Consider the following 14,484-nt stretch of genomic DNA (forward strand, 5'->3'; position numbering starts at 1 on the left):
TACCGAAAACGTATGTAAGGCGGTCAAGCAAACCGGTCCAGCAACACCACGGCCCAGGCGGCGGCGGCCAGCAGGCAAGCCAGCAGCACGGCGGCGCTGCCGAAGTCCTTGGCATTTTTCGACAGGGGATGGCGTTCCAGCGACACCCGGTCCACCACCGCCTCCAGCGCCGAATTGATCAGTTCCACGATCAGGATCAACACCAGCACACCGATCAGCAACAGTTTTTCGAACGAGGAAACGCGCAGCGCCAACGCGATGACGGTGCCGACGACGAATAACGCCAATTCCTGGCGGAATGCATGTTCGTGGCGCCAGGCCGCCTTGAGCCCATCGAGGGAATAGTAAAAGGCCGACAGGATGCGTTTGAGGCCGCTTTTGCTCTTGAATTCGCTGACTGGTTCCATGCAGGGGGTGTTGTTAATGATGAAAGGAACAATTATGCCCGTTCGCGACGGCATGGTGACAAATTTGGACCATCGCCCCCAGAGATTTCCCAATATTTTCACATTATGGTATAAAGCTGGTATAACTTACCGCATCGCACCAACCACATCATGAAAATTGAAACCGTTCCCGAGCAAAAGACCACCATCCAGGTGATCGAGCGCATGGTCGCGCTGCTGGACGCGCTGGCCAAGTATCCGGACCCCGTGAGCCTGAAGGAATTGTCCAAAGTATCGGGCCTGCACCCTTCCACGGCGCACCGTATCCTGAATGACATGGTGCTGACGCGCTTTGTCGACCGCATCGAACCGGGCACCTACCGGCTCGGCATGCGCTTGTTGGAACTGGGCAATATCGTCAAGAGCCGGCTGTCGGTGCGCGAGGCGGCGCTGGACTTCATGCGCGCACTGCACAAAAAGACCCAGCAGACCATCAACCTGTCGGTGCGCCAAGGCGACGAGATCGTCTATATCGACCGCGCCTTCTCCGAGCGCTCCGGCATGCAGGTGGTGCGCGCCATCGGCGGCCGCGGCCCGCTGCACCTGACCTCGACGGGCAAGCTGTTCCTGTCGGTGGACGAGCCCAAGGCCATCCGCGCCTACGCCACCCGCACCGGTCTGGCGGGCCACAACAAGAATTCCATCACCGACCTGGCCACGCTGGAACGCGAGCTGAGCCTGGTGCGGGCGCGCGGCTATGCGCGCGATAACGAGGAACTGGAATTGGGGGTGCGTTGCATGGCGGCCGGCATCCGTGACGATTCCGGCAAGCTGATCGCCGGCCTGTCGATCTCGGCCCCAGCCGACCGTCTGCAGGATGCGTGGCTGGACGACCTGGTGGCCACCGCCAACCAGATCTCGGCCACGCTCGGTTACATGCCGGTCGAGTAAGTCGGCGCGGCGGCCGTGCCGGTGCTCATGCCGGCCGGCTTGAGCGCCTCCAGCCATTTGCGCATGCGGCCGGCGTCGGCCGTACGCGACTGCTTGCCCTTGGAATCGAGGAACACCATGATCACGGCGCGGCCTTCGATCACGGCCTGCATCATCAGGCAGCGGCCCGCCTCGTTGATGAAACCGGTCTTCTGCAAGCCAATTTCCCAGGTGGGGTTGGCCACCAGGTGATTGGTGTTACCGAACTGCATGGGATGGCCGTTCGCCTCCACCACTGCTTTTGGATCGGTGGAATACTGGCGCAGCAAGGGCTGCTGGTAAGCGGCCATGGCCAAGCGGGCCAGGTCGCGGGCGCTGGCCACGTTCATCTTCGACAAGCCGTTGGAATCCACATAATGGGTATCGAGCATGCCCAGCTCGCGCGCCTTGGCGTTCATGGCCTCGACGAACGCGGGCCGGCCGCCCGGATAGTTGCGGCCCAGCGCGGAGGCGGCCCGGTTCTCCGAACTCATCAGTGCGATATGCAGCATATTGGCGCGCGTCAGCTGCGAGCCCACCTTCAGGCGCGAACTGCTGAACTTGACGCGATCCACATCGTCTTCCGTCACAGTCAGCACTTCATTCATGTCCTGTTGCGCCTCCACCACGACCAGGCCCGTCATCATCTTGGTGATGGACGCGATCGGCAACGCCACGTTGGAATTCTTCTCGAACAGCACCTGGTCATTGTTCTGGTCCAGCACCAGCGCCACGTTGGACTTCAAATCGAAGGGATCGCGGGTCTGGTTCAAGCCGGCCAGGTCGCCCATGGTGGGCATGGCGGGCGTGGCGGCCAGCAGGCGCTGGTAGACCACCTTGCGGCGGCCATGCACCATGACCACGCGGCGCACCAGTTGTTCACGGGGAGCGGCGGCGGCCTCGTGCAAGGCGGCGGCCTTGCCTTTGCGGACGTGGTGTTTCTTGTGATGGGTATCGGCCGCCGAGGCAGCGGTGGGTAGCGACACCAACAGCGCTGCGAACAGCGCACCAGAGGCGAGCTTAAACATAAAATTCCCCGGTAAACGAACAGACGAGTGACTGTTGCAGTGTAGCAAAACCGTGCGTAAGCGCAAGCCCGTTTAACAATGGCGGCATCATAGTTTTCCCCTGCGCAATGCACTCACCATAAGCTTGTTTAAACGACCCGCGAATGCGCGGCGCACAACCCGCCATCAGTCGACAAATTTAACAAATTCCGCGACCGGCATGCGTTCGGTGACCAGGCTGTTCTCGACCTTGTCCATATCAGCGTAGCCCAAGGACATCCCGCACACAACTGTTTCTTTGTCTGGAATTGACAACATTGACTGAATGATCTTGTGATACTGGGTGAATGCCGCCTGCGGGCAGGTATCGAGCCCCCGTCCGCGCGCCGCCACCATGATGTTTTGCAGGAACATGCCATAGTCCAGCCACGAGCCCTGCTCCATCACGCGGTCGATGGTGAAGATCAGGCCCACCGGTGCGCCAAAGAATTCATAGTTGCGGCCATGCTGGGCCGCCATGCCGGCCTTGTTCTCGCGTGTCAGGCCCAGCAGCGCGTACAGGTCCCAGCCCACCTTGCGGCGCCGCTCGATGAAGGGCGACACCCACTCGCGCGGGTAATAGGCATATTCCTCCGTATGCTGGCGCGACAGCGACGGGTCGTTGTGGGCGGCCAGGATGGCGGCCGACAGCGCGTGTTTGCGCTCGCCCGTCAATACATACACTTTCCATGGCTGGGTATTGGTGCCGGACGGCGCGCGCGCGGCCACTTGCAGCAATTGTTCGATATCGGTCCGCGACACGGCCTTGGGCAGATAGGCGCGGATCGAGCGGCGCGAGGTGATGGCGGTGTCAACGGCTAACTGGTCGGATAGGCTGGGCATGCGTCCTCACTGGTAGGGAAGGTCAAAGGCGGCCTGCGCGCGGGCGGCCGGGCCGATGCGCAGTCTAGCACGGGACGGCCGGACGGCCGCTGGCTTAGGTCAACCAGCAACATTCAATTCCTGCAAGAAATCGTGCCTCAAAGCCAAAGTGGCTTCTTTGGTGCAACGCACAAAATTTCGCTTGACTTAATCATGGAAGGCCGTAAAATCGGGTTTGTTGCGTTGCACAATTTGTTTTTTGGTCTGAAGGCTGGATACAACTGCTTCGTACCACTGGTAGAAACAGCAGCACTTATCGATGACTATTTTCTAACTTCTGGAGAGTTATATGTTTTCAATCCCTGAGCAATTTTCCAATGCGACCAAGGCCAATTTTGAAGCCCAGTTCGCCATCTTCTCCGCGCTGACCAACAAAGCCTTCGAAGGCGTGGAAAAATTCGTCGACCTGAACCTGACCGCTGCCAAGGCGTCGCTGGAAGAGTCGTCGGTGACCACCAAGCAACTGCTGGCTGCCAAGGATCCGCAAGAGTTCTTCTCGCTGACCGCCGCCCAGGCTCAGCCAACGGCTGAAAAAGTGGTGGCCTACGGCCGTCACCTGGCTTCGATCGCTTCCGGCACCCAAGCCGAATTCAACAAAGCGGCCGAAACCCAGATCGCTGAAACCAACCGCAAAGTGATTTCGCTGGTGGAAGAAGTGAGCAAGAACGCCCCAGCCGGCACCGAAAACGCCGTCGCCCTGCTGAAGACCGCCATCGGCAACGCCAACGCCGGTTACGAGCAGTTCACCAAGACCGCCAAGCAAGCTGTGGAATCGATCGAATCGAACATGGCCACGGCCGTGAACCAGTTCTCGCAAGCCGCCGCCAAGGCCGCTCCTGCCAAGAAATAATGTAGGCCATGCTGGCGCCTGCGGGCGCCAGCCCCGTTGTACAGACTCCTCGGCATCCGTGGTGTCCTTTCTAACGGGTGTCCTTCTCAGCCCCGGGCCCTGCCCGGGGCTCTTTTTTTTGGGCCTCAAAAAATGGGGACGTAACACAAAAAAAAATGTGTTACGTCCCCCATTTTTTTGAGGCTAACTTTCGCTTACTCGCCCAGGTAGGCCGCCTTCACGCGCGGATCGACCAGCATGTCCTGGGCGTTGCCCGTCATGGTGATCAGGCCGGAATCCATCACATAGCCGCGATGGGCCGCCTGCAAGGCCAGCTTGGCGTTCTGCTCCACCAGCAAAATGGTGATGCCATCGGCCGAGACGTTGCGGATCACTTCGAAAATCTTGTCCACCATGATGGGCGACAAGCCCATCGACGGCTCGTCGAGCAACAGCAGCTTGGGATGCGACATCAACGCGCGCGCCATGGCCAGCATTTGCTGCTCGCCGCCCGACAGCGTGCCCGCCATCTGCTGCGCCCGCTCCTTCAAGCGGGGAAACACGTCGAACCACTTGGCGATGTCGGCCTCGATGCCCGCCTTGTCGTCGCGCGTATAGGCGCCCATCATCAGGTTTTCCTGGATCGACATGCGGGTGAACACGCCCCGCCCTTCCGGCACCATGGCCAGCTTCTTCTCCACCAGGTGGAACGATTGGTCGCCCTTGAGCGAGGCGCCCATGTACGACACGGTACCGTCGACCTTGCACGGCGGCAGCGTGCCGGTGATGGCTTTCAGCGTGGTGGTCTTGCCGGCCCCGTTGGCGCCGATCAGGGCCACCAGCTCGCCCCGGTTCACTTCCAGGTCGATCCCCTTGACGGCCTTGATGCCGCCATAGGCCACCGTCAATCCCGCTACTTTCAGCACGTTTTCGCTCATCAGTGCGATCCTCCCAGATAGGCGTCGATGACGGCCTGGTTGCTCTGTATTTCGGCCGGCAAGCCTTCCGCGATCGGTTTGCCGTATTCCAGCACCATCAGGCGGTCGCACATGCCCATCATCATCTTGACGTCGTGCTCGATCAGCAGCACGGTCTTGCCTTCGTTCTTGATCTTGACCAGCAGTTCGCGCAGCGCCAGCTTCTCGGTCGCGTTCATGCCGGCCGCCGGCTCATCCAGCGCCAGCAGTTGGGGATCCGTGGCCAGCGCGCGCGCGATCTCCAGCCGGCGTTGGTCGCCGTAGGACAGGAAGCGCGACGTACGGCTGGCGAACTGGCCGATGCCGACGAAGTCCAGCAACTCCTGCGCGCGGCGGCGGGTGGCCGCCTCCTCCTCGCGTGCCGCCTTGTGGCGGAACACGGCGCCGAACACCCCCTGGTGGGTACGCACGTGGCGGCCCACCATCACATTTTCCAGCGCCGTCATGTCGCCGAACAGGCGGATGTTCTGGAAAGTGCGGGCGATGCCGGCCTTGGCCACCTCATGCGGGGTGGACGGCGAATACGGCTTGCCGGCCAGCTCGAAGGTGCCCGTGTCGGGCTGGTACAGGCCCGTAATCACGTTGAAGAAGGTGGTCTTGCCGGCGCCGTTGGGGCCGATCAGGCCATAGATCTGGCCCTTCAAAATCTTGATGCTGACGTCCGTCAGCGCCTGCAAACCGCCGAAGCGCTTGTTGACGCCGGCGATGTTGAGTATCACTTGTTCGCTCATGGCTTTCCTCAGGCACGCATCACAGCGGACGCCGGCTCGGGTTTATCAATATCGTTGTCGGGGCGGTCCTCATGCTTGGGCGCGGGCCACAGGCCGGCCGGACGGTTCAGCATGATGAACACCATGGCCAGGCCGTACAGCAACTGGCGCAGCACTTCCGCTTCCATCACGACGTGGCCGAACAGTTTCTGCTGCAATGGTTCGACCACGTGGCGCAGCACTTCCGGCAACGCGGCCAGCAGTGCGCCGCCCATGATCACGCCCGGCACGTGGCCGATGCCGCCCAGCACCACCATGGCCAGCACGGCGATCGATTCCGTCAGCGAGAACGATTCGGGCGACACGAAGCCCTGGAACGAGGCGAACATGGCGCCCGCGATGCCGCCGAACGAGGCGCCCATCGAGAACGCCAGCAACTTGACGTTGCGGGTGTTGATGCCCATGGCCTTGGCCGCGATCTCGTCTTCACGGATGGCGACCCAGGCCCGGCCCAGGCGCGAGTGCTGTAGCCGCGTGGTGACGAACACAATGGCGACGCACAGGAACAGGAACAGGAAGTAATACGCGTTCACGGACGGCATGGAGAAGCCGCCGATGACGACGGTGGCGCGCGAGCCGGCCTCGCCGGACAGGTTGACGCCGAACACCCGGATCGGATCGATCAGGTTGATGCCTTGCGGACCGTTGGTGAAGTTGATCGGCTCGTTCAGGTTGTTCATGAAGATGCGGATGATCTCGCCGAAACCGAGCGTCACGATGGCCAGGTAGTCACCCCGCAGCTTGAGCGTGGGCGCGCCCAGCAGGGCGCCGAACAGGCCGGCCAGCGCGGCCGCCATGGGCACGATCAGCCACACGGACAAGTGGATGCCGTGTTCGCGAATGTCCGAGCCCAGCACGGCCACCAGGGTGTCGCCCAGCGCCGGGTACTGGTTGATGATGGATTCCAGCAGCGTGGCGAACTGGGGCGAAGCCAGCAGGCCCGTCATGTAGGCGCCCACGGCGTAGAACGCGATATAGCCCAGGTCCAGCAGGCCAGCGAAACCGACCACGATGTTCAGGCCCAGCGCCAGCATGATGTAGAGCAGCGCCATGTCGATGATGCGTACCCAGGAGTTGCCGAACTGGGCGGCCACGAACGGGAACACCAGCAGGCCGATCAGCACCACCGCCATGCTGGTGTACGCCTTGGCCGGGTTGCGGACCGTGTCGAAATTGAGGAGAGCCATAATAGTCCTTTCTGCGGTCAGGCGCGGTCGGCCACGCGCTCGCCCATGATGCCGGACGGACGCACCGTCAGCACGAGGATGAGGACGACGAAGGCGAAGATATCCTGGTAGTTACTGCCCAGGAAGCCACCCGTGAAATCGCCGATGTAGCCGGCGCCCAGGCTTTCAATAATGCCCAGCAAAATACCGCCTATCATGGCGCCGTAGATATTGCCGATGCCGCCCAGCACAGCGGCCGAGAACGCCTTGAGGCCGGGCACGAAGCCCATCGCGAACTGGATCGAGGCGTAGTTGGCGCCCCACATCACACCCGCCACGGCCGCCAGCGCGGCGCCGATGGCGAAGGTGGCGACGATGACCTTGTTCGAATCGACGCCCATCAGGCCGGCCACACGGGGGTTTTCCGCCGTGGCCCGCATGGCGCGGCCCATACGGGTCTTTTCCACCAGCAGCACCAGGCCGAACATGGACGCCGCCGCCAGCACCAGCAGCAGCACCTGGGTTTGCGAGATCACGGCGCCGCCCACCATGATGGGGTCGGACGACAGCAGTTGCGGGAAGGCCAGCGGATTGCGGCCCCAGATCATCATGGCGAAGGTTTGCAGCAGGATCGACACGCCGATGGCCGTGATCAGCGGCGCCAGCCGGGGCGCGTTGCGCAGGCGACGGTAAGCGACGCGTTCGATGATGATGTTGACCAGCATGCAAACGGGGATGGCGCCGACGATGGCGATGCCCAGTTGCACGAAGCCGGGCAAGCCCGGCGCCACCGTCTGCAGCAATTTGAGGATGGTCAGGCCGGCCATGGCGCCTATCATCAGCACATCGCCGTGGGCGAAGTTAATCAGATTGAGCACGCCATAGACCATGGTGTAGCCGAGCGCGACGAGCGCGTACATGCTGCCCAGCACCAGGCCATTGATAAGTTGTTGGATAAAGGTATCCATGGATTCTTTCGCCTTTATTGAGAGTCACGGATGCGCGTGGCGGGGCCGCCTAACAAAAACGGCACCCGGAGAAATCCCCGCAGTGCCGTCATAGACCTGACGCCGCCATCCCGAAAAAAGCACTTTCGACAACTTTTCGGGCGAGCCAATGATAGCGACTATTGTGAAAATCGAATAGTGAAAAGTGTGAAGATGGGCCAAATATAATTCAGTCAAGCGTCCGAATTGAACGGGCGCGAGGCCGTCAAGCCGGCTCCGCCTTCGCGCCATCCAGGCCCTTGGGCAAGGGGAAGGTGACCGCTTCCTGCACCCCGTCCAGGGTGCGCACGCTACGGGCGCCGCACTGTTTCAGGCGGTCGATCACGGCCTGCACCAGCACTTCCGGCGCCGACGCACCGGCGGTGACCCCCACGCGCAGCTTGCCGTCCAGCCATTGCGGGTCGATCTGCGAAGCGTTATCGACCATGTAGGCCGGCGTGCCCTTCTTCTGCGCCACCTCGCGCAGGCGGTTGGAATTGGAGCTGTTCGGGCTGCCCACCACGATCACCACGTCCACCTGGGGCGCCATGAATTTCACGGCTTCCTGGCGGTTGGTGGTGGCGTAGCAGATGTCGCCCTTCTTGGGCTCGATAATGCTGGGGAATTTGACTTTCAAGGCCGCGATGATGTCGGCCGTATCGTCCACCGACAACGTGGTCTGCGACACATAGGCCAGCATGTCGGGCTTGCTGACCACCAGCTTGTCCACGTCGGCCACCGTTTCAACCAGGTACATGCCCTCCTCGGTCTGGCCCATGGTGCCTTCCACCTCGGGGTGTCCATGGTGGCCGATCATGATGATCTCGCAACCCTGGCGGCGCATCTTGGCCACTTCCACATGCACCTTGGTCACCAGCGGACAGGTGGCGTCGTAGATGGTCAGGCCGCGCGCTTCCGCTTCCGCCCGCACCGCCCGGGACACGCCGTGCGCCGAGAACACCAGCGTGTTACCGGCCGGCACGTCGTCCAACTCCTCGATGAAGATCGCGCCCTTGTTGCGCAAGTCATCCACCACGTAGGCGTTGTGCACGATTTCGTGGCGTACGTAAATGGGCGCGCCAAACTGCTGCAGGGCGCGTTCCACGATCTCGATCGCACGGTCCACGCCGGCGCAAAAACCGCGCGGCTGGGCCAACAGAATTTCTTTATCCATCAGTTCCTCGACAAGTGATAGCCGCAAGCGGGGGGGCGCAAGCGGGGGCTGCCAACGGTCCACTAGCGGGAACCGCTTACAGCACCGAAATCAGGTTCACTTCAAAGCGCAGCGGCTGGCCGGCCAGCGGGTGGTTGAAGTCAAACAGGACCGATTCGTCGCCGATCTCGCGCAGGATGCCGGCGAAGCGGCCGCCGCCCGGGGCCGCGAAGTCGATCAGGTCGCCCACTTTATATTCCGCTTCCGGGTCCGAATTCTCGTCCAGCGTGGCGCGCGAGACGGAGCGGATCAGTTCCGGGTTGCGTTCACCGAAACCTTGGGCTGGCGCCAGCTCGAACGTCTTGTGGGTGCCTTCAGGCAGGCCCAGCAGGCAATCTTCCAGGAACGGCGCCAACTGGCCCTGGCCCAGCATCAGCGTGGCCGGATTTCCGTTGAAGGTTGTGACTATATCAGTACCGTCCAGGGTGGCCAGACGATAATGCAGGGTGAGATAAGCCGACTTGGTGACGACGTTAGGTTGCGCGTTAGACATGACTTGGTACTCAGTAAGCTTGCAGGAAGCGATATTGTAAGCCACCTTGCCCGCCGCGCCCCCCGTTCCAGAACAATTCGGCCCACTTCAGGGAGGAAATATGGCTATCAGCGACTGGCCGGCCCACCGCCGTCCCCGCGAACGCTTGATACTGGAAGGGGCCACTGCCCTGTCGGACGAGGAGTTGCTGGCCGTGTTCCTGCGCGTGGGCGTGCCGGGCAAGGACGCCGTCACGCTGGGCCGGGAGCTGGTGCACCGTTTCGGCTCGCTGCACGCCCTGTTCGGCGCCAGCCTGGACGAGTTCTGCACCATCCACGGCCTGGGTGTGGCCAAATTCGCCCAGTTGCAGGCCGTGATGGAACTGGCCCGGCGCGCCATCGAGGAGCAACTGAAGGAGGGCCAAGCCTTGAGCTCGCCCAAGGCCGTCAAGGAATACCTGCGCGTGATCCTGGGCGGCAAGACCCACGAATCGTTCCACGTGCTGTTCCTGGACGTGAAAAACCGCCTGATCGACGCCAAGGAATTGTTTCGCGGCACCCTCACCCATACCAGCGTCTACCCGCGCGAAGTGGTCAAGGAAGCGCTGGCCCGCAACGCGGCCAGTGTGATGCTGGCCCACAACCATCCGTCCGGCACCCCGGAACCGAGCGAATCGGACTTGCTGCTCACGCGCGCACTGATGCAGGCCCTGGCCCTGGTGGACGTGCGCATTCTCGACCATTTCGTGGTGGCCGGCCATCAAGTGCACTCGTTCGCCGAGCACGGCCAGCTGTAAACCCGGCCGGACGCGATCGCCTGCGCCCACCCCGCGCCCGCCCCACACCTGCCCCGTTTACCCTTGTTTACCAAGGGGAAATTGCCATTTCTGGCACGATTTTACAATTGTTAAATTATTTTGAAAATCCATGACACAATTGTTTTTCACAAGTCATTGAAAAAGCTGGGTTTTTTGGATATACTCTCGTTTTTCCAATTGTGGAATGTCTTTAAGGAGTGCGCCATGGCACGTGTTTGCCAAGTCACTGGGAAGAAGCCGATGGTCGGCAACAATGTTTCCCATGCAAACAACAAAACCAAACGTCGTTTTCTGCCTAACCTGCAGAGCCGTCGTATTTTTGTTGAATCTGAAAACCGCTGGGTCTCCCTGCGTCTGTCCAACGCCGGTCTGCGCGTGATCGACAAAGTCGGCATCGACGCCGTTCTGGCCGACATGCGCGCGCGTGGCGAAAAAGTCTAAATAGGGAGCTATCATGGCAAAAACTGGCCGCGACAAAATCAAGCTGGAATCGACCGCTGGTACGGGTCACTTCTACACCACTACCAAGAACAAGCGCACCATGCCTGCTAAGATGGAAATCATCAAGTTCGATCCTAAGGCACGCAAGCACGTTACGTACAAAGAAACCAAGATCAAGTAATCCGATCTCAGCGTTTTGTGAAAAAGCCGTTCATCTGAACGGCTTTTTTTTGTCCCGGCCTAAAATAGGTCGTCATGTCCCGCCTTATTGGCAGCCCTCCTCCTGCAACACCTGCGCCAACGCGCCCGCATACATGGCGGCCACCCGCCCCTGGTCCGTCTCGAAGCGGATCGCATACTGCCCTTCCCCCGCCTTGACCGTCAGGTAATGCGCCCCAGGCCGGCCTGGATGCGCGGCCGTCCGCACCGCCTCGCCATAGTGGCGCCGCACCTGGCCTTCCGGATCGTCCAGCGCCACTCCCCGCTCCGACTCGATGCCGGGTTGCGTCACGTCCACCCGCTTCAGCACATCCTTCACGAACATCAAGAGGATGCCATCCTGGTCCGCGGGCGTGACCTGGAAACAGGTGGGTACCGTGCGCTGCCCGGACGGCACACGCTCCATGTGCTCGCCCAGTATCTTGTTGACCGTGTCGAAGCGCATGCCCACCTTGAGCGGGCCCGCGCCATCCACGCGCAAGGTCCAGTCGCGCGCCTGCGCCGCCGGCAGCAGCGCGCACAGGGCCAGCGCGGCCGTCCAAAGCTTAGCCTGCCGCCAATTGCCATGCCGATTCATCAATCTCGTCTCCCCAATGCAAAACGGCTCCGTTTCCGGAGCCGTTTTAAAGTATTAACCAAGCGCTATCATGCGTAGCTGCGCAGGCGCAGCGAGAATTCCTGCAGCGACTTGATACCGGAAGCTTCCGCACGGGTGCACCAGTCCTGCAGCTTGTGCAGCAACTGGTCGCGGGTGAAGTGCGAACGTTCCCAGATCGCGCCCAGTTCCACGCGCATGGTGTGCATGGTTTCCAGCGCCTTGCTGTGCTGGAACAGTTCGCTCAACTGTTGTTGCTGCTGTTCGGCCAGCTTACCCGGCTCGCGCTGCAACAGCTTGCGCGACGATTTCAGGAAACGCGCTTCCAGCTGGGCCTTGTCCTTCAGGTGGGCCAGCTCTTCCTTCCAGGCGTGCTTGACGGATTTGGCGTACTTGGCCATCACGTCGTAGCGGTTGGTGATCACCGATTGCAGCGTGTCGAAGTCCGCTTCCATCTTGCCGGCGGCGAATTTCGGTGCCGGCGCCAGCTTCTTGACCTTGGCCAGGCCCATTTTTTCCAGCGTGCGGATGTACAGCCAGCCGATATCGACCTCATACCACTTGGACGACAGCTTGGCCGAGGTGGCGAAGGTGTGGTGATTGTTGTGCAGTTCCTCGCCGCCGATCAGGATACCGAACGGGAAGATGTTGGTGGCCGCATCCGAACACTCGTAGTTGCGGTAGCCCCAGTAGTGGCCGATACCGTTGATGACGCCGGCCGCCATCACGGGAATCCACATCATCTGCACGGCCCACACGGACACACCGATCACGCCGAACAGCAGGAAGTTCAGCACCAGCAGCGCGGCCACGCCTTGCCAGCTGTATTTGGTGTACAGGTTGCGTTCGATCCAGTCGGTCGGGGTGCCATGGCCATATTTCTCCATGGTTTCCATATTCTTCGATTCAGCGCGATACAGCTCGGCGCCTTCCCAGAACACTTTCTTGATGCCACGGGTGACGGGGCTGTGCGGATCTTCCTCGGTGTCGCACTTGGCGTGGTGCTTGCGGTGGATGGCGGCCCACTCCTTGGTCACCTGGCCCGTCGTCAGCCACAGCCAGAACCGGAAGAAATGGCTGGGAATGGCGTGCAGTTCCAGCGCCCGGTGCGCCTGGTGGCGGTGCAGATAGATGGTGACGCTGGCGATGGTGATGTGGGTGACAGCCAGGGTATAGAAAAACACTTGCCAAGCGGTGAGTCGGGTAACGCCGTTAGCCAAAAAATCCAGTACTGCGGGTAAGCTCAAATTCATTCCTGCTCCAAAGTGGGTGTCGCGATCCGGTCCCCACCGCGCGCGGCAGGTCCGATATTCTTGATTTTAATCACCATTGTACGATGAAACGCTGGTGTTTTGCGGAACCATTGCCCTTGTCGCTGATTATTTTTTAGGCAGAACAACGGATTCCGGCAGGGGAAGATCACCGAGGATGCGCATTTCCCGTTGTGGGAAGGGAACGGAAATATTGTTCTCTTTCAAGGCTTTCCAGATTGCCCGATTCACATCGGAAATCACGCCGCCACGGCCGTTTTCCGGGTCGTGGATCCAGAAACCCAGTTGCAGGTCGAGGCCGTCGGCGCCGAAGCTGAGCAGTTGGGCCGACGGCGGTTTTTCCTTGGACACGCGGGCCACGCTGGAGGCGGCCTGCTCCAGCAACAGTAGCACAGGATCGAGTTCCGTGTCGTAGGCCACCGAGACCTTGGTCGACAGCCACAGCATGCTGTTGGTCAGCGAGGAATTTTGCACGGCGCCCGAGACCAGCATTTCATTCGGCACGATCGACTCCACCCCGTCCAGCCCTTGCAGCACCGTGTAGCGGGTGTTGATCTGGGTCACGCGGCCACTGTATTTATCGACCGTGATCATGTCGCCGATGGTGAGGCTACGGTCCAGCAGGATCACAAAGCCGGACACATAATTGCTGGCGATCTTCTGCAAGCCCAGTCCCAGGCCCACGCCCAGCGCGCCGCTGAACACGGACAGCACCGTCAGGTCGATGCCCACCAGCGACAAGCTCACCAGGACGGCCATCACGATCAACAGCGCGCGCCCGGTGCGCGACAACACCACGCGCAAGTTGGTGTGCAGGCCAGGCACCAGCATCAGCCGCTCCTCCAGCGCCGCGCCGGCCCACAGCGCCAGCATCTGCAGCAGCAACACCGACACCGCCCCTTGCAGGATGGCCAGGATGGAGACCTTGTGCTTACCCAGCGGCAGCACCGTATCGTCGAGGAAATCGAAGATCTCGACCCACAATCCCGTGATGTACAGCACGAAGGCCAGCCACACGAGCAGCTGGAACACTTTCTCGAACATCAGCATGGCCGCCCCCACCTGCCCGCGCCGTGCAAACACGCGCCGCAGCACGAAGAAGGTGAAGCGGATCACCACCAGCGCGCCGAAGATGGGGATGGCCACCTTGAGCAGGTTGACGTGATGCGCGCGCGCCAGCACGGCGCGCGACACGGCCAGCAGGCAGACGATCAGCAGCGGACCGACCACGCGGCCAAAGCTCTCCACCCCGAACTGCATCACCCCGGCCTGGCCGCTGCGGCCGAAACGGCGGCGCAACAAGGTCGCCAGGCCCCAGCCCGCCAGCACGGAGACGACGATGGCGCTCAGCTGCCACAGCAGGCTGGGATCGGTGAGGTCATCGGCCAGGCCGGCGATCAGGTTGGCGAGCGGTAATTGATTCATGGGCATGGCAAAAATAAGAA

17 protein-coding genes are annotated in these 14,484 nt (G+C 61.4%); 5 read left to right on the top strand and 12 right to left on the bottom strand.

Features of this window, described 5'->3' with window-relative positions; genetic code table 11:
* Window positions 1-23: 23 nt before the first annotated feature.
* Window positions 24-407 (bottom strand): diacylglycerol kinase, encoded by a 384-nt coding sequence (locus H3H39_RS05495; protein ID WP_182152322.1) that lies wholly within the window; start codon window positions 405-407, stop codon window positions 24-26.
* A gap of 150 nt (window positions 408-557) precedes the next feature.
* Here H3H39_RS05495 and H3H39_RS05500 point away from each other — a divergent pair, with 150 nt between their 5' ends.
* Complete coding sequence (locus tag H3H39_RS05500) at window positions 558-1,337, top strand: IclR family transcriptional regulator (protein WP_182152323.1); 780 nt, start codon at window positions 558-560, stop codon at window positions 1,335-1,337.
* On the opposite strand, the gene pbpG is transcribed toward H3H39_RS05500, so the two are convergent.
* Both pbpG and H3H39_RS05510 read right to left on the bottom strand, forming a co-directional pair.
* The gene (gene pbpG, locus H3H39_RS05505) at window positions 1,319-2,383 is read right to left on the bottom strand and encodes a D-alanyl-D-alanine endopeptidase (protein WP_182152324.1); all 1,065 of its coding nucleotides are present in this window, start codon (window positions 2,381-2,383) and stop codon (window positions 1,319-1,321) included. The two genes, H3H39_RS05500 and pbpG, sit on opposite strands and share 19 nt — an antisense overlap.
* A 165-nt stretch (window positions 2,384-2,548) precedes the next feature.
* Window positions 2,549-3,244, bottom strand: a complete 696-nt coding sequence (locus tag H3H39_RS05510; RefSeq protein WP_182152325.1) for a nitroreductase — start codon at window positions 3,242-3,244, stop codon at window positions 2,549-2,551.
* A 328-nt stretch (window positions 3,245-3,572) separates the two neighbouring features.
* Here H3H39_RS05510 and phaP point away from each other — a divergent pair, with 328 nt between their 5' ends.
* Complete coding sequence (phaP, locus tag H3H39_RS05515) at window positions 3,573-4,133, top strand: TIGR01841 family phasin (RefSeq protein ID WP_182152326.1); 561 nt, start codon at window positions 3,573-3,575, stop codon at window positions 4,131-4,133.
* A gap of 194 nt (window positions 4,134-4,327) precedes the next feature.
* On the opposite strand, the gene H3H39_RS05520 is transcribed toward phaP, so the two are convergent.
* The 6 genes from H3H39_RS05520 to H3H39_RS05545 form a co-directional block, all read right to left on the bottom strand.
* A complete protein-coding gene (locus H3H39_RS05520; RefSeq protein ID WP_182152327.1) occupies window positions 4,328-5,050 on the bottom strand; it encodes an ABC transporter ATP-binding protein in 723 nt (240 codons plus the stop codon).
* A complete protein-coding gene (locus H3H39_RS05525) occupies window positions 5,050-5,820 on the bottom strand; it encodes an ABC transporter ATP-binding protein (RefSeq protein ID WP_182152329.1) in 771 nt (256 codons plus the stop codon). Before H3H39_RS05525 ends, H3H39_RS05520 begins: the two co-directional genes overlap by 1 nt.
* Before the next feature lie 8 nt (window positions 5,821-5,828).
* Complete coding sequence (locus tag H3H39_RS05530) at window positions 5,829-7,046, bottom strand: ABC transporter permease subunit (protein ID WP_182152331.1); 1,218 nt, start codon at window positions 7,044-7,046, stop codon at window positions 5,829-5,831.
* A gap of 17 nt (window positions 7,047-7,063) precedes the next feature.
* Entirely contained in the window at window positions 7,064-7,993 is a 930-nt protein-coding gene (locus H3H39_RS05535) for a branched-chain amino acid ABC transporter permease (RefSeq protein WP_182152332.1), read from the bottom strand.
* Between the two features lie 244 nt (window positions 7,994-8,237).
* The gene (gene ispH / locus H3H39_RS05540; RefSeq protein WP_182152334.1) at window positions 8,238-9,185 is read right to left on the bottom strand and encodes a 4-hydroxy-3-methylbut-2-enyl diphosphate reductase; all 948 of its coding nucleotides are present in this window, start codon (window positions 9,183-9,185) and stop codon (window positions 8,238-8,240) included.
* A 76-nt stretch (window positions 9,186-9,261) separates the two neighbouring features.
* Complete coding sequence (locus H3H39_RS05545; RefSeq protein WP_182152336.1) at window positions 9,262-9,717, bottom strand: FKBP-type peptidyl-prolyl cis-trans isomerase; 456 nt, start codon at window positions 9,715-9,717, stop codon at window positions 9,262-9,264.
* 100 nt (window positions 9,718-9,817) lie between these two features.
* Between H3H39_RS05545 and radC the strand changes: the two genes are divergently transcribed.
* The 3 genes from radC to rpmG all read left to right on the top strand — a co-directional run bounded on the left by radC (window position 9,818) and on the right by rpmG (window position 11,135).
* A complete protein-coding gene (gene radC, locus H3H39_RS05550) occupies window positions 9,818-10,492 on the top strand; it encodes a RadC family protein (RefSeq protein WP_182152337.1) in 675 nt (224 codons plus the stop codon).
* Window positions 10,493-10,717: 225 nt separating this feature from the next.
* The gene (gene rpmB / locus H3H39_RS05555) at window positions 10,718-10,954 is read left to right on the top strand and encodes a 50S ribosomal protein L28 (RefSeq protein ID WP_182152338.1); all 237 of its coding nucleotides are present in this window, start codon (window positions 10,718-10,720) and stop codon (window positions 10,952-10,954) included.
* A gap of 10 nt (window positions 10,955-10,964) precedes the next feature.
* Window positions 10,965-11,135: a 50S ribosomal protein L33 gene (gene rpmG, locus H3H39_RS05560; protein ID WP_182152555.1), complete on the top strand. Its 171-nt coding sequence runs from the start codon at window positions 10,965-10,967 to the stop codon at window positions 11,133-11,135.
* An 84-nt stretch (window positions 11,136-11,219) separates the two neighbouring features.
* Here the strand turns inward: rpmG and H3H39_RS05565 are convergent, their stop codons facing one another.
* From H3H39_RS05565 to H3H39_RS05575, 3 genes are all read right to left on the bottom strand, one after another.
* Window positions 11,220-11,750 carry a hypothetical protein gene (locus H3H39_RS05565; RefSeq protein ID WP_229217904.1) on the bottom strand — a complete coding sequence of 177 codons (531 nt, stop codon included), beginning with the start codon at window positions 11,748-11,750 and terminating at the stop codon, window positions 11,220-11,222.
* A 68-nt stretch (window positions 11,751-11,818) separates the two neighbouring features.
* Window positions 11,819-13,021 carry a DesA family fatty acid desaturase gene (locus tag H3H39_RS05570; RefSeq protein ID WP_182152339.1) on the bottom strand — a complete coding sequence of 401 codons (1,203 nt, stop codon included), beginning with the start codon at window positions 13,019-13,021 and terminating at the stop codon, window positions 11,819-11,821.
* Window positions 13,022-13,147: 126 nt separating this feature from the next.
* On the bottom strand, window positions 13,148-14,464 hold the full coding sequence (locus tag H3H39_RS05575; RefSeq protein WP_182152340.1) for a mechanosensitive ion channel family protein: 1,317 nt from the start codon (window positions 14,462-14,464) through the stop codon (window positions 13,148-13,150).
* Window positions 14,465-14,484 lie beyond the last annotated feature (20 nt).

It is taken from the genome of Rugamonas apoptosis (assembly GCF_014042355.1).
In the GTDB taxonomy this organism is placed as follows: domain Bacteria; phylum Pseudomonadota; class Gammaproteobacteria; order Burkholderiales; family Burkholderiaceae_D; genus Rugamonas; species Rugamonas apoptosis.